The 18,032-nt window shown below is 64.0% G+C and carries 19 protein-coding genes and 1 pseudogene; 11 read left to right on the forward strand and 9 right to left on the reverse strand.

Annotated features, from left to right (window positions below):
- Positions 1-5: 5 nt before the first annotated feature.
- Positions 6-1,187: an ABC transporter substrate-binding protein gene (locus tag AC0L3K_RS29665; RefSeq protein ID WP_473367361.1), complete on the reverse strand. Its 1,182-nt coding sequence runs from the start codon at positions 1,185-1,187 to the stop codon at positions 6-8.
- 126 nt (positions 1,188-1,313) lie between these two features.
- Here AC0L3K_RS29665 and AC0L3K_RS29670 point away from each other — a divergent pair, with 126 nt between their 5' ends.
- Complete coding sequence (locus tag AC0L3K_RS29670) at positions 1,314-1,814, forward strand: DUF3280 domain-containing protein (RefSeq protein WP_219678755.1); 501 nt, start codon at positions 1,314-1,316, stop codon at positions 1,812-1,814.
- A gap of 9 nt (positions 1,815-1,823) precedes the next feature.
- Here the strand turns inward: AC0L3K_RS29670 and fghA are convergent, their stop codons facing one another.
- Positions 1,824-2,669 (reverse strand): S-formylglutathione hydrolase, encoded by an 846-nt coding sequence (fghA, locus tag AC0L3K_RS29675; protein ID WP_354201697.1) that lies wholly within the window; start codon positions 2,667-2,669, stop codon positions 1,824-1,826.
- A gap of 70 nt (positions 2,670-2,739) precedes the next feature.
- Positions 2,740-3,360, reverse strand: coding sequence for a response regulator (locus AC0L3K_RS29680; RefSeq protein ID WP_007601414.1), 621 nt, complete (start codon positions 3,358-3,360; stop codon positions 2,740-2,742).
- A 145-nt stretch (positions 3,361-3,505) separates the two neighbouring features.
- Between AC0L3K_RS29680 and AC0L3K_RS29685 the strand changes: the two genes are divergently transcribed.
- The 6 genes from AC0L3K_RS29685 (at position 3,506) to AC0L3K_RS29710 (ending at position 8,971) form a co-directional block, all read left to right on the forward strand.
- Positions 3,506-4,864 carry a histidine kinase gene (locus AC0L3K_RS29685; protein WP_473367362.1) on the forward strand — a complete coding sequence of 453 codons (1,359 nt, stop codon included), beginning with the start codon at positions 3,506-3,508 and terminating at the stop codon, positions 4,862-4,864.
- A 153-nt stretch (positions 4,865-5,017) separates the two neighbouring features.
- Positions 5,018-7,507: a TonB-dependent receptor gene (locus tag AC0L3K_RS29690; RefSeq protein WP_473367363.1), complete on the forward strand. Its 2,490-nt coding sequence runs from the start codon at positions 5,018-5,020 to the stop codon at positions 7,505-7,507.
- A 130-nt stretch (positions 7,508-7,637) separates the two neighbouring features.
- Entirely contained in the window at positions 7,638-7,937 is a 300-nt protein-coding gene (locus AC0L3K_RS29695) for a hypothetical protein (RefSeq protein WP_007601417.1), read from the forward strand.
- Positions 7,934-8,167, forward strand: coding sequence for a hypothetical protein (locus AC0L3K_RS29700; protein WP_007601418.1), 234 nt, complete (start codon positions 7,934-7,936; stop codon positions 8,165-8,167). Before AC0L3K_RS29695 ends, AC0L3K_RS29700 begins: the two co-directional genes overlap by 4 nt.
- Before the next feature lie 169 nt (positions 8,168-8,336).
- Positions 8,337-8,504: a hypothetical protein gene (locus AC0L3K_RS29705; RefSeq protein WP_007601419.1), complete on the forward strand. Its 168-nt coding sequence runs from the start codon at positions 8,337-8,339 to the stop codon at positions 8,502-8,504.
- A gap of 59 nt (positions 8,505-8,563) precedes the next feature.
- Positions 8,564-8,971 (forward strand): hypothetical protein, encoded by a 408-nt coding sequence (locus tag AC0L3K_RS29710; RefSeq protein WP_219678769.1) that lies wholly within the window; start codon positions 8,564-8,566, stop codon positions 8,969-8,971.
- A gap of 27 nt (positions 8,972-8,998) precedes the next feature.
- Here the strand turns inward: AC0L3K_RS29710 and AC0L3K_RS29715 are convergent, their stop codons facing one another.
- Positions 8,999-9,205 (reverse strand): hypothetical protein, encoded by a 207-nt coding sequence (locus tag AC0L3K_RS29715; RefSeq protein WP_007601421.1) that lies wholly within the window; start codon positions 9,203-9,205, stop codon positions 8,999-9,001.
- A 490-nt stretch (positions 9,206-9,695) separates the two neighbouring features.
- Here AC0L3K_RS29715 and AC0L3K_RS29720 point away from each other — a divergent pair, with 490 nt between their 5' ends.
- The 3 genes from AC0L3K_RS29720 to AC0L3K_RS29730 all read left to right on the forward strand — a co-directional run bounded on the left by AC0L3K_RS29720 (position 9,696) and on the right by AC0L3K_RS29730 (position 13,198).
- A complete protein-coding gene (locus AC0L3K_RS29720; RefSeq protein ID WP_007601424.1) occupies positions 9,696-11,159 on the forward strand; it encodes a GH1 family beta-glucosidase in 1,464 nt (487 codons plus the stop codon).
- A gap of 146 nt (positions 11,160-11,305) precedes the next feature.
- The gene (locus tag AC0L3K_RS29725) at positions 11,306-12,538 is read left to right on the forward strand and encodes an acetyl-CoA C-acetyltransferase (RefSeq protein WP_473367364.1); all 1,233 of its coding nucleotides are present in this window, start codon (positions 11,306-11,308) and stop codon (positions 12,536-12,538) included.
- Positions 12,539-12,895: 357 nt separating this feature from the next.
- The gene (locus AC0L3K_RS29730; RefSeq protein ID WP_007601427.1) at positions 12,896-13,198 is read left to right on the forward strand and encodes an HU family DNA-binding protein; all 303 of its coding nucleotides are present in this window, start codon (positions 12,896-12,898) and stop codon (positions 13,196-13,198) included.
- Between the two features lie 72 nt (positions 13,199-13,270).
- Here the strand turns inward: AC0L3K_RS29730 and AC0L3K_RS29735 are convergent, their stop codons facing one another.
- The 5 genes from AC0L3K_RS29735 to AC0L3K_RS29755 all read right to left on the reverse strand — a co-directional run bounded on the left by AC0L3K_RS29735 (position 13,271) and on the right by AC0L3K_RS29755 (position 17,257).
- Positions 13,271-13,426 carry a hypothetical protein gene (locus AC0L3K_RS29735; RefSeq protein ID WP_007601430.1) on the reverse strand — a complete coding sequence of 52 codons (156 nt, stop codon included), beginning with the start codon at positions 13,424-13,426 and terminating at the stop codon, positions 13,271-13,273.
- 5 nt (positions 13,427-13,431) lie between these two features.
- Complete coding sequence (lon, locus tag AC0L3K_RS29740) at positions 13,432-15,837, reverse strand: endopeptidase La (protein ID WP_473254696.1); 2,406 nt, start codon at positions 15,835-15,837, stop codon at positions 13,432-13,434.
- A gap of 8 nt (positions 15,838-15,845) precedes the next feature.
- Positions 15,846-16,229 (reverse strand): Hsp20/alpha crystallin family protein, encoded by a 384-nt coding sequence (locus tag AC0L3K_RS29745; protein ID WP_007601432.1) that lies wholly within the window; start codon positions 16,227-16,229, stop codon positions 15,846-15,848.
- A 154-nt stretch (positions 16,230-16,383) separates the two neighbouring features.
- Positions 16,384-16,950, reverse strand: coding sequence for a YciE/YciF ferroxidase family protein (locus AC0L3K_RS29750; RefSeq protein WP_007601433.1), 567 nt, complete (start codon positions 16,948-16,950; stop codon positions 16,384-16,386).
- A gap of 100 nt (positions 16,951-17,050) precedes the next feature.
- A complete protein-coding gene (locus AC0L3K_RS29755) occupies positions 17,051-17,257 on the reverse strand; it encodes a hypothetical protein (RefSeq protein WP_007601434.1) in 207 nt (68 codons plus the stop codon).
- Positions 17,258-17,346: 89 nt separating this feature from the next.
- On the opposite strand from AC0L3K_RS29755, the pseudogene AC0L3K_RS29760 reads away from it, so the two are divergent.
- Positions 17,347-17,973 (forward strand): annotated as a pseudogene (locus tag AC0L3K_RS29760) (MarC family protein).
- The last annotated feature ends 59 nt before the right edge of the window (positions 17,974-18,032 follow it).

An 18,032-nucleotide genomic window follows, 5' to 3' on the forward strand; every position in this document is an offset into this window, starting at 1 on the left:
CTTTCTCATTTCAGCTTGCATTTGCTCTCCGGGCGGTCATAGCCGAGCGTGTCGAGCTCGGAGACTTGATGCAGGAAACCTTCTTGCGGCGACACCGACACCACCATGCGGCCATCGACCAACAGGATCGGCTGGCGCAGCTGCAGGTTCCAATCGCGCAAGGTCAGCTTGGTGCCCTTGAAGGCGGCGACCGAGAACTCCGGGCCCTTGATGAAATCGGTGACCTTCTTGATATCGCCGGAATTGGTGCGCGAGGTGGCCTCTCCGATCATGCGCACGGCCGTCCACGCCTGCATGTCGAGCGCGGTCATCCGCCGCGCGTTGAGCTTGACGAAGCGGTTCTGCATCTGGATCGCGCCCCACTGGTCCTGCGCGGCATCCCAGCTCCGCGGCACCAGACCGGCAGAGCCCGCGACAGGCCGCGGATCCCAGGTGCGATAGGGCAGGTAGGCGCCGAACACCTCGCTCTCGTCGGCGGCGACCAGCACGTCATAGGCCGGAGCCTGTTGCGTGAACACCGGCATCTGGCGCTGGATCAGCGTCACGCCCGAGTCCGTGCGGCGCGCGCCGCCTTTGTCTTCGAAGCTGCGCTCCTGCACGATCTTGGCGCCGAACCGCGTCGCGGTGCGCCGGAGCGCATCGGCGAACAACTTGTCCTCGTCATGCGAGCCGACCACGAGCAGCCAGCGCTTCCACTGCTTCCACACCAGATATTGGCCGAGCGCATCGGCCAGCATTGCGCGGGTCGGCGCGGTATGGATGACATTGGCGCGGCAATCGGCCTCGCGCAGCCGCTCGTCGATCGCGCCGGCGTTGAACAGCAACGTGCCGCGCTCGCGCAAGGCGTCGGCGACTTTCAGCAGCGCGTCGGCCGGCAGATCGGCGATGATGAAGCCGTTGCGTGCGGCGAGGTCGGTCGCGGCCTGCACGGCATCCTCGCCCTCCTTGATGCGCCGCTCCTCCAGCGCAAAACGCTGGTTGAGGAATTTGCCGGTGGTGTTGTTGTCCTCGATGGCGAGGCGCGCGCCGGCGACGCCGTCATTCTCCGCGGGCTGCTCGACCAGCGACAGCGTCGATCTGGTGCCGGCGATTCCGAGATAGCCGACGCCGATCATGACAGGGTCGGCCGCGAGCGCGCTCGTCGCAGCAAAACCCAGGCCGATCAGGCCGACCAACCATCGGATCATGTTTCCTCCGTACAACTCCCCGGCTTGACCGCCGATGGAGAATTGTCTCTGCTAAAGCATGACCGATTTGTCAGGGCATGCAACCCCGCATTTCGTCCTCACGCTGCCACGCCGGGAATCACGATCATGCGAGCGCTGATATGTTTCGCAGCTTTGTTGTTGACGGGTTCGGCCGCGCTCGCCGATCCGCCGAAACTCGCGGTGTTCGACTTTGAACTGATCGACACCAGCCTGCCCGGCGAGTTCTACGGCTCGAAGCCGGAGGAGGCGCGGCTCGACCTCATCAGCGAGCAGTTGCGCAAGGCACTGGTTGAGTCAGGCAGGTTCCAGCTGATCGATATCGCGCCGGTCCGGGACGCGGCCCGTCACGCCAATCTGCAGGCTTGCGGCGGCTGCGACCTCAAGCTTGCCGGGCAGCTCGGTGCCGATTTGGAAATCACCGGCATGGTGCAGAAGGTCTCGAACCTGATCATCAATCTGAACATCTATCTGCGCGACGTGAAGACCGGCAACATGATCACGGCCGCCAGCGCCGACATGCGCGGCAACACGGATGAATCCTGGACGCGCACGATGAGTTATCTGATCCGCAACCGGTTGCTGGCACCGAATTACGGCAAGCCGTGAGGGGGATATTTACTCCTTCAATCGCTCCGCATGCCAGTGCAGGTGATCGCCCATGAAGGTCGAGATGAAATAATAGCTGTGGTCATAGCCCGCCTGCCGCCGCAGCGTCAGCGGGATGTTGGCCTTGGCACAGGCCGCCTGCAGCAATTCAGGACGAAGCTGCTCCTTCAAGAAGTTATCAGCCTCGCCGACATCGACCAGAAAGCCTGAAAACTTCGCGCCGTCCTCGATCAGCGCCACCGTGTCGTGGCTGCGCCACATATCCTTGTTCGGCCCGAGATAGCCCGTCAGCGCCTTGATGCCCCAGGGCACGAGCGATGGCGCCACGATCGGCGCAAAGGCGCTGGCCGCGCGAAAACGGTGCGGGTTGCGCAGCGCGACCGTCAATGCGCCATGGCCGCCCATCGAATGGCCCATCACCGATTGCCGCTTGGCATCGACCGGAAAATTCTCCGCCACGAGTTTCGGCAGTTCGTCGGTGACGTAGCTCCACATGCGATAATTGCGCGAAAACGGCGCTTCCGTCGCGTCGACATAGAAGCCGGCGCCAAGACCGAAATCATAGGCATTATTGGCATCGCCCGGCACGTCGGGGCCCCGCGGGGAGGTGTCGGGCGCGACGAAGATCAGGCCGAGCTCGGCGCAGGCTTTGCGGAATTCGCCTTTCTCGGTGACGTTGGCATGCGTGCAGGTGAGGCCGGAGAGATACCAGACCACGGGCAGCTTGGCGCCCTGCGCGTGCGGAGGAACATAGACCGAGAACACCATGTCGGTTCCGGTTGCCTCGCTGGCATGGCGATACACGCCCTGCACGCCGCCATAGGATGTATTAGTCGAGACAGTCTGTATCGTCATGCCATTATGCTCCGTGGCATCAAACCACATCAGGATTGCAACGCTTGTGTGACCGAATTCGTGGCGGCCGTCAGGCCACGCCACTGTCGATCGCCAGCCGCACCAGCTCGACAGAGGTTTTCACCCCGAGCTTCTGGCGCATGATGGACGAGGTGTTGGCGACAGTCTTGTAGGACGACTGCACCAGCCAGGCGATCTCGGAAAGGCTCTTTCCGGCGCTGAGCAGCCGCAAAATCTCCATCTCGCGCGCATTCAGTTTCGACAGCGGGCTTTGCGCCAGCGCGGGTCCCGCAAAGGCGATGCTGCGCGCGATCGCGCTCGGCAGATAGGTGCCGCCGCCGCCAACGATGCGAATCGCCTCGACGAGATCATCGGGGTCACCGGTCTTGGAGACATAGCCCTTGGCGCCGCACTCGATCGCACGCGCGGCAAAAGCAGGGTCGTCGTTCATGCTGAACATGATGATTCGGGCCTCGGGCGCGCGCTCGAGGATGCGGCGCGCGAGCTCAAAGCCGGACACGGTCGGCAGGTTGATGTCGATGATCGAGAGGTCGGGGCGCTCGACGATGAAGACGCACTCGCCGTCTTCGGCGTCGGCGGCCTCCAAAATCTCGATCTCGCCCTCGTCGGCCAGCACGGCACGGCAGCCGGAGGCGACGATGGGATGATCGTCGACGATCAAAATGCGCATAGGCGTTCCTCGCGACAGCGTCTTGGCCTGTTTCGCGCCCGGCCGGGATTGCTGTACGCTTTCGATTAGATATCGGGCGCTTCGCCTCTGTCAACGTTATCGGACAGGCGCAGGCCAATCCTTCGCGGGGGCACGGGCGATACCAATGTGGCAAAATCTATCCTTGCGCGGGCGCATCAACCTGCTCCTGGCGCTGCTGCTGGCGCTGGGACTCGCCGTCAATATCGGCCGCCAGGTCGCAGAAGCCGGGCCGCGCGTGCAGGCCGAGGACCAGAGCGTGATCCGGCTCGCGCGCGAATTCATCGAGATGATCGTTGCGGATCTCAACGAGGCGCCCGATCCGGATGCCAGGCTCAACCAGATTGCGCGCGACCTCAGTCGCCTGCGCCATGTCAGCATCGCGCTTCGGGACGAAGCCGGCAGTCCGCTGACGCAGCCGCGGACCGACGTCGATGACGACACCCGCGCGCCGCCGGCCTGGTTCGTCAGCTTGGTTCATCCCGAGCAGACCGCGGTGAGCGTACCCGTCTCGATCCATGGCAAGCCGGGTTCGCTGCTGATCACCTCCCATCCCGATGACGAGATCGCCGAGATCTGGGACGCCATCGTGACCCAGCTCGAGGTCGGCTCGGTGATCGCGCTGGCGCTGTTCTTGGTGATGATGAATGTGATCGGCCGGGCACTGGCGCCGCTCCAGTCGCTGGCGGATGTGATGGCCGAGCTCGAAGACGGGCGCTATCAGGCGCGCGTCGCGCCGGGCGGCGCGCCGGAGCTCGCCGCGATCTGCACCAAGCTCAACCATCTTGCGGCGACGCTCAGTGACGCCATCGAGGACAAGCGGCGCCTCGCCGAGCGCACGGTGTCGCTCCAGGACGTCGAGCGCAAGGAGATCGCGCGCGAGCTCCATGACGAGTTCGGGCCATATCTGTTCTCGCTACGCGCGCATGTCAGCGCGCTGGCGAAGCAGGCGGATGGACGCGCCCCGAGTGCCGAGGCCGTGCGAAAACACGGCAGCGCCATGCTGGAGCAGATCAACGCGCTTCAACAGTTCAATCGCCGCGTGCTGGAGCGCCTCCGGCCTGTCGGCCTGGCCGAGCTCGGCCTGCGCCAGGCACTGGAATCGCTGTCGCGGCTGTGGCGGGAGTCGCATCCCGATGTCGCCATCGAGACCGTGATCTCGCCGGCGCTTGGCGTCACCGGGGAGACCGCCGACCTCACCATCTACCGCATCGTGCAGGAGGCGCTCACCAACGTGTTCCGCCACGCCGGCGCGACCTCGGTCAATGTCGTCATCGAGCCGGTGGCGCAGGCGGCAAGCGATGGCCGCAGCGGTGCCCGAGTGCGGATCAGCGACAACGGCCGCGGCATGGAGCCGGGCCAGAAGCTCGGCTTCGGGCTCGTCGGCATGCGCGAGCGGATTCTGGCGCTGGGCGGCACGCTCAACGTCGTCTCGGGTGACGGCGGTCTGACCGTAGAGGCCCTGGTTCCGACGGCGGCGGCCTGATCGCGTCGGGAAAAATTCCCGATTTTGTCGGGAAAATTGGTGCGGATACGGCCCGACCTTTTGTGGCTGGCGCACGCATCCCTGCCGATTACACTCGTCTCGACCAACCGGCGAAAATCAAAACAGCCGGTGGTCACGGATGGGAAGGCTGGGATGGGCAAGGCTCTTTGGTTCAAAGCTATTTGGTTCAAGCGTCGTTTGTTGATGGCCTCGGTTTCGACCGCGCTGCTCTCCGTCTTCGCGATCCCCGCGGGGGCCGCGCAGGACGAAGAAACTAACGTCCAGAACTTGCCGCCTGTCGAGGTAACGGCGCCGCCGCGGTCAACGGCGCGACGCACCGCGTCATCGCGACCGGTCGCGCACATCGGGGCACCGTCATCCGCCAGCCCCAAGACGCGCCTTTACGTCTACCCGACCGCGCCGGGTGCCGGCAGAGGTCTTGACGTCGACAAGGTTCCGTCGGCGATCAACGCCGTCGACGCCAGCCAGATCAAGCGCACCGGCTCCTTGAACATCACCGACGCGCTTCGCGACAACATCGCCGGCGTTAACATCACCGAGGTCACTGGCAATCCGTTCCAGCCGAATGTCGAATTCCGCGGCTTCGTCGCTTCGCCCGTGACGGGCACGCCGCAAGGCCTCGCGGTGTATCAGAACGGCGTTCGCATCAACGAAGCCTTCTCCGATGCCGTCAACTGGGACCTGATCCCGACCGCGGCGATCCGGTCGATGACGCTCGTGACCAACAATCCCGCCTTCGGCCTCAACGCGCTAGGCGGCGCGATCAATTTGCAAATGAAGGACGGTTTCACCTATCAGGGCGCGGAGCTTGATCTCATGGGCGGCTCGTTCGGCCGCATCCAGGGCTCGGCGCAATGGGGCAAGACGGTTGACAAGAACTACGGCGTCTATGCCGCGCTCGAAGGCCTGCACGACAACGGCTTCCGCAATTTCTCCCAATCCGACGTGCGGCGCTTCTACGGCGACGTCGGCTACAAGGCCGGCGACAGCGAATTCCACGCCAATATGGGCGTCGCCAAGAACGATTTCGGCGCCAACGCCACCGTTCCCGCCGAGCTGCTCGACAAATATTGGGGCGCGACCTACACGACCCCGCAGACCACTTCCAATCGCGTCGGCTATCTCAACTTGACAGGCAAGGTCGATGCGACGCCGACCTGGACGCTCGAAGGCACCGCGCATGTGCGCAGGTACGAGCAGAAGCTCGTCGACGGCAATCCGACCGACGCGCAGGAATGCACCGATCCGGGGCTCACCGGCCTTCTTTGCTTCGGCGACGGCGCCACACCGGCAAACGGCGTTAACGGCCTGCCGCTTGCCAATCCTTTCGCGTCCGGGACCGTCCTCGGCGAGATCGACCGCAGCTCGATACGTTCGACCACCTTCGGCGTGTCGGGGCAGGCCACCAACACCGACCAGCTGTTCGGCCACGACAACCGCTTCGTGATGGGCGCGACCTATGACGCCAGTGTCACGCGCTACAACGCCACCGCCGAAATCGGTACGATCGGAGAAAACTACGTCGTCAGCGGCGGCGGCCTCTTCCTGGGGCCGACCGGCGTACCTGATACCGTTGCCGGCCCTGTCTCGCTGCGGACCGTCAATCAATATAACGGCCTCTACGCAATGGACACGTTCAATGTCACGGACGCCTTCGCCGTCACCGGCGGCGGCCGCTTCAACGTGGCGCGCATCACGCTGGAGGATCAGCTCGGGACCGATCTCAACGGCGATCACACCTTCGCCCGCTTCAATCCGGTGATCGGCGGCACCTACAAGATCACGCCGGAGCTGACGGCCTATGCCGGCTATTCCGAGGCCAATCGCGTTCCGACGCCGCTCGAGCTCGGCTGCTCCGATCCAGCCCGTCCCTGTCTCATTGCCGCGTTTCTCGTCTCCGATCCGCCATTGAAGCAGGTCGTGTCCAAGACCGTGGAAGCGGGCCTGCGCGGCAGCAGGGAGCTGAACATCGGCACGCTTGGTTGGAAAATCGGCGGCTTCCGCGCTACCAATGTCGACGATATCGTCGCCGTTCCCGCAGTCGGCCGGACCGGCTTCGGCTATTTCTCCAACGTCGGCCGGACCAGGCGTCAGGGGCTCGAAGCCGAGGTCAACATCAAGTCGCCCACGCTTCAGTTTCAGGCGAGCTACGCGTTTGTCGACGCACGCTATCTCGACGCTTTCGCACTCGGTTCCGAAAGCCCGTTCAGGGATACTGTCACCGAAACCATTCAGGTGCTGCCCGGCAACCAGCTCCCCGCGATCCCGCGCCATCGCGTCAAGGTCGGCGTCGACTATGCCGTCACCGACGTGTGGAAAGTCGGCGGCAACGCGCTGTTCGTCTCCAGCCAATATCTGGTTGGGGACGAGTCCAACCAATATGCGAAGCTGCCGTCCTATACCGTGTTCAACCTGCACACGTCCTACCAAGTGACCAAGAACGTCCAGCTCTACGGCAAGATCGACAATATCTTCGACAAGCGCTATGCGACCTACGGACAGTTCTTCGACACCAAAGCCGTGCCCAACTTCACCAATGGCGCCGCCGAGTTCAGCGACCCGCGCTCACTCAGCCCGGCAAGGCCGCGCGCATTCTATGCGGGGATGCGGGTGACGTTCTGATCTGGCTCGGTAAGCCCGGGGTGGCGCCGCCCGGAACGGCGTGTCACGCCGGCTCTGTTCTACCTCAAGCCGATTGACTCATTGTTCATGTTTTGTTCTTATGCTGTTCGTCCAGCCAAGGGAGCGAGCCATGGACAACCGCATCAACGAAATCCGCAGGATCATCAGGGCGTTGCGCGTCAGCATGCGTGAGGCCGAGGCCATCATGCATGAGCAGATCAACAGAGACGAGGACTGTAGCTTCGTCGCAGGCGAAGTCATGAAGATGCGCACGGTGATGAGCGGGCTCGTTCAGGAGCGGGCCGCGCTCGGAGACACCGACCCGATCGTCGTCGCCAGCCTCTTCGTTCCCCGCCGTCGGCCGATGCCATCGCGCGTCGGTGTTGAGAAGCGCCGGCTGGTGCCGCCGCGAGAGATGGCACGGGCATGAAGGGGGAGAGGCCGACCTACTTTTCCGACATGCAGGAGCCCCCGGAATTTCTGAAGGCTCTCCATCATGCGCGGCGCCTGTCCTGCCTCGAGGGCTGGTGCCGCATGCACATCGAGGCCATCCAGGTTGCGATCGACCAGTATGCGGAAGCGGCTCTCGGTAACCGGGAGTTCTTCCTCAACAAGCCGCACAGCATCGGCGAGAATCGGAGAAGTGGTGACGTGCCGTAACAGCGGCGCATGTCGGCGTATCGACCTTTCGAAATCTCCGATGATCCCTTGCGCCGGCGAAGCTTGGCGTCGCGTTGCTTTTACCGATCGGAAACCATAGCGAATGATCCTAAAATTGTAACGAAACTGTTCGGCTGTCTCTGCGTCGGTTCGTCGGAGGGCCCGTCCGATGACAGAGCACCAGTTGAGAGAGCAGGAATTCCAGATCGCGCGTTACCGGCATTTGGAGCGCGAAGTGACCGATCCGCTTGCCGCGTGTCTGCTTCACAGCATCATTGAAGACCTCGAAGCCGAGCTGCGCAGGAATAGTCCGGATTGGCACGGGCCGCGCGATTAACGCTTTGTTAGCGCTGATCGTGTCGATGATGCGCGAGGGAATACCGGGAGACTGCTCCCATGTTGAAGGACGGCACCTATGCGGCGTGGTACAAGACGCCGCTCGATCAGGGGACCGGGATCGTCCATGTCGCAGACGGACAGATCTGGGGCTGCGACAGCCTGATGACCTATCACGGCTCTTGCAAGGTCGACGGAGATCGCTTCACCGCCACCGTGTCGACGAAGCGCCACACCGACGGACGCGCAACGGTGTTCGGCGTCGACGATGAGCTCACGCTGGATATCGAGGGAAACTGCCCGGGCAAGGTCGCGACCTACACGGCGACGGCAGCGCAAGTGCCGGGAATGATCCTCCAGGGTACGCTGATCCTGACGGAACAGCAGACGCCCGCGCCAGAACGAACCCGGCAGATACCGCCGTTCAATCCCGACAAGCTGCCAAAGTTGCCGAAGCGCTCGCGCTGAGCGAGGGAGCCGCCGTCATCGAGCAGTTCACTGCGAATACGAAAGCTGATCTTCCGTGACGACTCGCTCGATTTTCTCCGACTTGCACTTGATGCGGTATCGGAGACGTCCATCGGCCTCGATGGGCATATGCTGGACGATGGTATAAATCATCGGTGGCTCGGTTGCGGCACGTCCTTGTGGGCCTTGGGGCTGGTGGCGAACGTCTTCATTCAGCTTGTAGGCATACGACATAGATCTACCTCGAATTCACAGTGACTCTGACGCGGGTCAGTCGTTGTATCCCTGGCAGGACAGGCACTTGGTCCAGCGGAAGAGGTTACCACAGTATGATGCGGTCGAACCGCGTCATAAGTCAGTCATTCTCTTGGTTGACCGGTGCAGACAGACAATCGCCCAGAGCGGAGCGGCGATGGTTGCACCATATCCCATATTTGCGAACTTTGGTCGTAATTTCCGTGGGGTTTATGGCATTCTGTGAGCCTACGGGCCCCTGTCGAGGGGAACTGATAACTTCCTCGCCGGATTGGGCTGGAATTCGAATGACGGTGGGGCTGATATTTCGACTTTTGGGGTAGCTCGGCCGACGATCGGCGTGGCCCCTTTCGGACAACTTTGTCGCATTCGGCAATTCTGCATCCTCAGCCTTCGGCTCGCCCGCTTCTCAAACGACCCGCGATTCGCCATGGTGCCGCCGCAACAGCATCGCCCCGGAGCACTATCAATGTCGGACAAGGTCTCGCGTCGCCAGTTCGCCACGCTGGCGGGATTGTCCGCAGCCGGCATCGCCAATCCTCTCGGAGGGGCGGACGCCAAACCCGCATCCCCGCCACGGAGCGGGGACGGCTTTCCGGCGGGCTTCGTCTGGGGCACCGCGACCTCGTCCTATCAGGTCGAGGGCGCGGTCAACGAGGACGGGCGAGGGGCCTCGATCTGGGACAAGTTCGTCCGCATCCCCGGCAAGATCGAAGACGGCTCGACCGGCGACCGCGCCAACGAGCACTATCACCGCTACAAGGAGGACATCGCGCTCATCAAGGAGCTCGGCTGCAAGGCTTATCGCTTCTCGGTGGCCTGGCCGCGGCTGTTTCCGGACGGCGACGGCAAGCCCAACCCGAAGGGACTCGACTTCTACAACCGCCTGGTCGACGAACTCCTCAAGAACGGCATCGAGCCGTGGCTGACGCTTTATCATTGGGACCTGCCGCAATCGCTCCAGGACCGGTTTGGCGGCTGGCGCTCGACGGAGACCTGCAAGATATTCGGCGATTACGCGGCCTATGTCGCCGAGCACCTGACCGATCGCGTCAAGAACGTCTTTACACTGAACGAGAGCGGTCGGTTCGTCCATTTCGGCTACGGCATCGGCATCGACGCGCCCGGCGTGACGCTGCCGCAAGCCGAGGTCAACCAGATCAGGCACAACAGCGCGCTCGCACACGGGCTCGCGGTGCAGGCGGTACGCGCCCATGGCCGCCGCGGCATCAGGGTGGGGCCGGCCGAGAACATCGATGCCTGCGCCCCCGCGATCGACACACCGGAGAACGTCCGTGCCGCCGAGATCGCGCTGCGCGAAATGAACGCCGGCTATCTCAACGTCATCATGACGGGCCAGTACACCGACGCCTTCCTGAAGTTCGCCGGGCGCGACGCGCCGAAATACACCGATGCGGAGCTGAAGATCATCTCCTCGCCGGTCGATTTCCTCGGCCTCAACATCTACGCGCCGCAGAACTACGTGGTGGCCTCCGACCAGGGCGCGGGCTTCATGCCGCTGCCGATCCCGAAATCGTTCCCGCACATGAATTCGGACTGGCTGCGCATCGGTCCCGAGACGATCTACTGGGTGCCGAAGCTGGCGGCGAAGATCTGGAAGACGGACGCGATCTATATCAGCGAGAACGGCACCTCCGGCGACGACGTCGTGACGCCTGACGGCAAGATCTACGACACCGACCGCATCATGTATTTGCGCAACTACCTCGCCCAGCTCCAGCGCGCCACCGCCGAAGGCGTGCCGGTGCGCGGCTACTTCCTCTGGAGCTTGATGGACAATTTTGAATGGGTGTTCGGGCTCAACAAGCGCTTTGGGCTCTACCACGTCAATTTCGACACGCAGGTGCGCACGCCGAAACTCAGCGCCAGCTTCTATCGCAACGTGATCGCGAAGAACGCGGCGGGGGTGTGATTGCTCTCCCGCGCCCCGTTCTTGCTGGGGCGCGACGAGCTTGGCTCGCGCTGAGGAGACAGGGTGAGGGGTCCCGCCAGCGTGCATTGACTCCCTTCGCCTCCTGATTCAAAACGCCTCTAACCATTCAAAAAGAGGAAACGCCAATGACCGACGCACTTATCATTGATGCCTGCCGAACTCCGCGGGGCGTCGGCAAGGCTGGCAAGGGGGCACTCTCGGGCATTCATCCGCAGCAGCTGGGAGCAACCGTGCTGCGCGCGCTCGCGACGCGCACCGGCATCGACACCGCCGATGTCGACGACATCATCTGGGGCTGCAGCGCGCAGGTCGCAACCCAAGGCGGCGATCTCGGCCGCATGTCGGCGCTGGACGCCGGCTACGACGTGCGCGCCAGCGCCGTGACGCTGGATCGCTTTTGTGGAAGCGGCATCACCAGCGTCAACATGGCTGCAAGCTCGATCATGGCGGGCGCGGAAGACCTCGTCGTCGCCGGCGGCTGCGAGATGATGTCGATGGAAGGCCGGCGCGGCGGCGGTCCGATGATGATGGACAACGGCAATCTGCGCCTGCGTGCGCGGCATCCGCAGTCGCATCAGGGCGTTTGCGCCGACGCGATCGCAACGCTGGAAGGCATCACGCGAAGGGACGTCGACGCGCTCGGCCTCGAAAGCCAGAAGCGCGCCGCGCACGCGATCGCGAACGGCCACTTCAAGAACAGCCTCGTGCCGGTGCATCGCGAGGATGGCAGCCTCGCGCTCGACCATGAAGAATATCCGCGACCGCAGACCACGATGGAAGGGCTGAGCGCGTTGAAGCCGGCATTCCCTGCGGTCGCCGACCATGCGCTCGACGACAAGGGCACGACCTATCGCGGCCTGATCCTGCAGGAGTACCCCGACCTCGAGATCGACTTCATGCACCACGCCGGCAATTCGTCCGGCGTCGTCGACGGCGCGGCCGCGATCCTTCTGGCGTCGCCTGCTTACGCGAAGGCGCATGGGCTCAAGCCGCGCGCCCGCGTGGTTGCGATGGCCAACATGGGGGACTCGCCGACGCTGATGCTGAACGCGCCGGTGCCGGCGACGCGCAAGGTGCTGGCGAAAGCGGGGCTGACCATCGACGACATCGACCTGTTCGAGATCAACGAGGCCTTTGCCGTGGTTGCGGAAAAATACATCCGCGACCTCAAGCTCGATCGCGCCAAGGTCAACGTCAATGGCGGCTCGATCGCACTCGGCCATCCCATCGGCGCCACCGGCTCGATCCTGATCGGCACCGTGCTCGACGAGCTCGAACGGCGCGACTTGAAGCGCGGTCTGGTCACCATGTGCGCGGCCGGTGGCATGGCCCCGGCCGTCATCATCGAACGTATCTAGCGCGAGCGAAAGCTCGTCGCGCTCTGCAAAGATAAGGGAAAAAAGTCCCCGCGATCGCCGCATCACGACGATCTAGGCTTATTTTCCAGGGTGAATCGCGACCGGACTCCGACAAAGAGGCCGGTCGTCGCTTGTCGAAAGCATCGAATCAGCTTTAGCAAGGCTGCGTGCGGGCCTTTGAAACAAGGTAAAATCCGCTGCCTGAGGCTTCTCCCGCTCCGGAAGTGGCTAAAAAGCAGGGTTTTTTGCCACAGAGGGCCAAAAAAGCCCGTAAAACCCCGACAAAACTGTGCAGAAGGCTATAGGCCTTCACCGGTTGGTCTAATATGCAGCCGTCAACGAATCAGAGGAGACACGATGGCCACCCAAATGTCGAAATCGCAGCTGATCGAAAAGATCGCGACCACCACCGAGCTTTCCAAGCGTGACGTCAAGAGCGTCATGGAGACGCTGACCGACGTCGGCCACAAGGAGCTCAAGAAGAACGGCCTGTTCCTGGTGCCGGGCTTCGCCAAGTTCGTGGTCATCAAGAAGCCCGCGACCAAGGCACGCAAGGGCACCAACCCGTTCACGGGCGAAGAGATGATGTTCAAGGCCAAGCCGGCCCGCAAGATCGTTCGCGCCCGCCCGGTCAAGGCCGCCAAGGACGCCGTGGGCTAACGACGCAAAGGCCCCCTCCCGTAGGAGGGGGCCTTTTGTTCGGGGCTGTCGCGAGGACTTGAGACGGAGGGCTCAACCCTTGCGGCGCTTCGCGCGGACCGGGACCGGCTGAAGCCGCGGTCCTGATGCCGCCAGCGCATCGCGAACCCCGTCGATGGCGCGATCGAGCAACTGCCGCAGCCGCTGCGCCTGCCGCGATCGCTTCGCTCTTTCCAGCAGTTTCTTCATCACATTCACTCCGCCGCTTCGACCTTGGCATCGGCTTGGGCCTCGGCCGGCTCGAGCGCCGCGGCGATGGCTTCGTCGACGCGCTCCAGCCAGATGAATTCGAGGTTGTCCCGCGCGCTCTTCGGGATGTCGTCGTAGTCCCGCTTGTTGCGCGCCGGCAGCATCACCCGCTTCAGCCCCGCGGCCGCAGCCGCCACCACTTTCTCCTTGATGCCACCGACCGGCAGCACCAGGCCGCGGAGCGAGATCTCGCCGGTCATGGCGGTGTCGCTGCGCACCGTGCGATTGGTGAGCAGAGACGTCAGCGCCGTGAACATCGCAACGCCCGCGCTCGGCCCGTCCTTCGGGGTCGCGCCTGCGGGCACGTGAACGTGGATGTCGCTCTTTTCGAACAGCTGCGGATCGATCCCGAGCTGCGTGGCCTTGCTCTTCACCAGCGTCATCGCAGCCTGCACGCTCTCGCGCATGACCTCGCCGAGCTGGCCGGTCAGGATCATGCCGCCGCGGCCGGATACCCGCGAGGCCTCGATGAACAGGATGTCGCCGCCGACCGGCGTCCAGGCCAGGCCGGTGGCGACGCCCGGAATGCTGGTGCGCTGCGCGATCTCGCCTTCGAAGCGCGGCTGACCGAGCACGGTGCCGATGTCCTTCGGCGTCACGACGACCCTTACGGCGGTGCCCTCGGCGACCTGCACCGCGGCATGCCGGAACAGCTTGCCGATCTCACGCTCGAGGTTACGCACGCCGGCTTCGCGCGTGTAGCCGTTGACCACCAGCTTCAGCGCCTCCGGCTCGATCTCGGCCTGCTCGGCCGTCAAGCCGTTGGCCTCGAGCTGCCGCCGCACCAGATAGCGCTTGGCGATCTCCAGTTTCTCTTCCTGGGTGTAGCCGGTGAGGCTGATCAGCTCCATGCGATCCAGCAGCGGACCCGGGATCTGGTCCAGCATGTTGGCGGTCGCGATGAACACCACGCGTGACAGGTCGAAGGGCACGCCCAAATAATTGTCCCGGAACGTCCCGTTCTGCTCGGGGTCGAGCACCTCCAGCATCGCGGCGGAAGGATCGCCCTGCACGCCGCGACCCATCTTGTCGATCTCGTCCAGCATCATGACGCAGTTCCGGGTGCCCGCCTTCTTGATGCCCTGGATGATGTTGCCGGGCAGCGCGCCGATATAGGTGCGCCGATGGCCGCGGATCTCGGCCTCGTCATGCACGCCGCCGAGGCTGACGCGCACGAAGGGACGGTCCATCGCGCGTGCGATGGATTGACCGAGCGAGGTCTTGCCGACGCCGGGCGGTCCGACGAAGCACAGGATCGGCGCCTTGCCCTGCGGCGCCAGCTTGCGCACCGCCAGATATTCGATGATCCGGCTCTTGATCTTCTCCAGGCCAAAGTGATCGGCATCGAGGATGCGGCGCGCTTCCTTGATGTCGATCGGCTTCTCCGCGGGCAGCGCCCACGGCAGCTCGATCAGCCAGTCCAGGTAAGTGCGGACCATGCCGGCCTCGCCGGCGGCCTCCGGCATGCGCTCGTAGCGGCGCAGCTCCTTCTTCGCATGCGCGTCGGCCTCGGGCGGCATGTTGGCCTTGGCGATGGCAGCGGTCAGCTCGGCGACCTCGGCCGCCTTGCCGTCGCCTTCGCCGAGCTGGCGCTGAATGGTCGCCATCTGCTCGCGCAGGATCGCCTCGCGCTGCCGTTCGTCGAAGCTGGCGCGGGTCTGCTGGCCGATCTCGTTGCTGATGCGCAGCACCTCCAGCCGTTCGGCCAGATGCTTCGACACCTTCTCGACACGCAGAGCGAGGTCGATGGTCTCCAACACCTCCTGCTTGTCCTGCGGCTTGATGTCCATGAACGAGGTCGCCAGGTCCGCCAGCGCGCCGGGCGCGGTGGTGCCCTGGAACATCGCGATCAGCTCGGGCGGCGCCTGCGGCAGCAGCTCGATCGCCTCGATGGCCTGACGCTGCAGGTTGAGCCCGCGGGCCTCGATCTCGGGCGTGCTCGTGGTCGGCTCCGGAATCTGCTGGATCCGCGCGGCCGGGAACGGCGTCCCGGGCAGGAAGTCGAGGATGCGCGCGCGCTGCACGCCCTGGCAGACGATGTGATGGGTGCCGTCGGGTGCGGTGATGTAGCGCACGATGTTGGCGATGGTCGCGACCCGATAGAGGTCGTCCGGTCCGGGCTCCTCGGTCTCGGGGCTGCGTTGCAGGACGATGCCGACCGGCCGCTGCTCGCGCAGCGCCTGCTGCGCGGCAGCGACCGACTTCGGCCGCGCGATCGCGATCGGCGCGATGGCGCCGGGGAACAGCACCATCTCGCGCACCGGGATGATGATCAGCGCGTCTTCGGGAATCTTCACGTCGGAATTGCTCTGGGGATTGGTCGGTGCGGTATTCATTGGTTCGGTGGCCATGATCGACCTCAGGATTTGGCGAGGCGCAGCGCGACGCAGCCGTCCATCACGAAGCGGCTGATGGCGTAGCGGCCAACGGGCAATGCAATGCGGCGCTCAAAACGCCCCTGCGGCAGTTCGAGCCGGTGGATGCGGGCGTTGCGAAGCTCCGGCGGAAGGGTGCGCTGGCCGGAGATGACGAGCACGCCGTCATGGATGACAGTCTCGACATTGTCGGGATTGACACCCGGAAGCGCGACCAAGATCAGAAGCTCATGCTCGGTTTCGAGCACGTCGATCGGTGGCTCCCAGCACGCTTCCTGGCGGCCGAACTGCTGGCGCAGCCGTTCGGCGCGGGTCAGCGAGTCCAGGGCTTCGGACAGCATCCAGTCGAGGGGATTTTTGGGTTGCATGATGCGGGCTCGGCGGTGGGGAACGCTGAATATGGGGCCAGTTCCCGAGAATTCCAGCCCGGCGGCGCGCAGGTGCCATGCGGATCGTGCGATCCGAAAACACAAGCGCCGCGGCCTTCCGGCCGCGGCGTTTCGTCGTCACGCCACGTGGGGCTCAGGCCGCCTGGCGGTATTCCTCTTCCGCCTCGAGGTTGATCACGGAGGTGGCGAGCTCGGTCAGGGTGTGATCGGTCGCCTCTTCCTCGTCCAGCGTCGCCTGCAGCAGCTTTGCCGCGTCCTGCATGCCGAGCTCCTCGGCCCAGGTGCGCAGCGTGCCGTAGCGGGAGATTTCGTAATGCTCGACCGCCTGCGCGGCTGCGAGCAGGCCGGCGTCGAGCGCAGGAGCGTTCTTGAACTCCTTCATGATCTCGGCGCCTTCGTCGGTGATGCCGTTGATCGCTTCGCAAGGCTTGCCGCGGGCCGGCTTGCCCAGCATCTTGAAGATCTGGTCGAGACGTTTGACCTGGCCCTGGGTCTCGCGCAGATGCTTGTTGAAAGCCGCCGCGAGCTCCTTCGAGTTGGCGGCCTTGGCCATCTTGGGCAAGGTCTTGATGATCTTGTTCTCGGCGAAATAGATGTCCTTGAGCGTCTCGAGAAACAGGTCGCTCAACATCTTCGGCGCCTGACGGGCGCGGCCCGTCGACGATTTCTTGGTCGTGCGCTTCTTTGCTTTCTTGGCCATACATCCTCCTCTTGAGGTGACACGCGAAGGCATCGCCTTCCGCAATCCTCAGGCGATCAAAAGCTTTCGGAGAACGAAAGTTCCAAACGGCAACCTGCGCTCAGGTCGGACGCTTGTAGGGATCTTCCTGCCGCTGCCGCGCCTCGGTGTTGCGGTCGAGCTGTGCGCGCTCGCGGCGCCGCAGGCGCCCCGCCTTCGCCACGCCGTAGACCAGGACCGCACCGAGCACGAAGGCTCCGATGAACCAGAGCCAGAGCAGGTTGCCCGAAAGGTGACCCAGCAACATTCCAATTCCACTGTCGCTCATTGTGCATCTCCGGTGATTTTCAAAGCGGTTCTGCCGGGCTAAGTCAGTCCGCCAGCCATCGTTCCTGCGTCCAGGGAGCCCACCGAGACATGATCGACTTCACCTTGTCTGCGTTCGTGACGCTGCTGCTCGTGGTCGATCCCGTGGGCCTTGCGCCGGCCTTCCTCGCCGCGACCGGAGGCATGCCCGACAAGACCAAACGCACCATCGCGCTGCGCGCGCCACTGATTGCGGCGTCGATCCTGGTGGTGATCGCCCTGATTGGAAACTGGCTGCTGCGCCAGCTCGGGATCGGCATCCCCGCCTTCCAGATCGCCGGCGGACTGCTGCTGTTCGGCGTGTCCTACCAGATGATCTTCGGCGACCGTCCGCATCGCGAGGCCCGCGAGGCCGACAAGGCAAGCTCCGAGCATGCCTCCGACGTCGCGGTATTCCCGCTGGCGATCCCGATGATGGCCGGTCCTGGCGCGATCGCGACCACGCTGCTCCTGACGGGCGATGCCGGCTACGGGCCGAGGCTCGCGATCATCATCGCGGTCGTGCTCTCCGTGTGCCTGCTTTGCATGCTCTGCTTTGTCTCCGCGAATATGATCGCGCGGAGCCTTGGGCGCACCGGCAACGCCGTCCTCTAGCGCGTGCTCGGCATGCTGCTCGCGGCCTATTCGGTGCAGTTCGTGATCAACGGCATCGCGGCCGTCCGGGCGAGCTTGCCGTAGAGCTGCGACAATCTGTTAATGCGTTGATTTTCATGTTTATTTCATGATGCCATGAGGCG

The sequence above is a fragment of the Bradyrhizobium sp. MI1.10 genome, assembly GCF_055811035.1.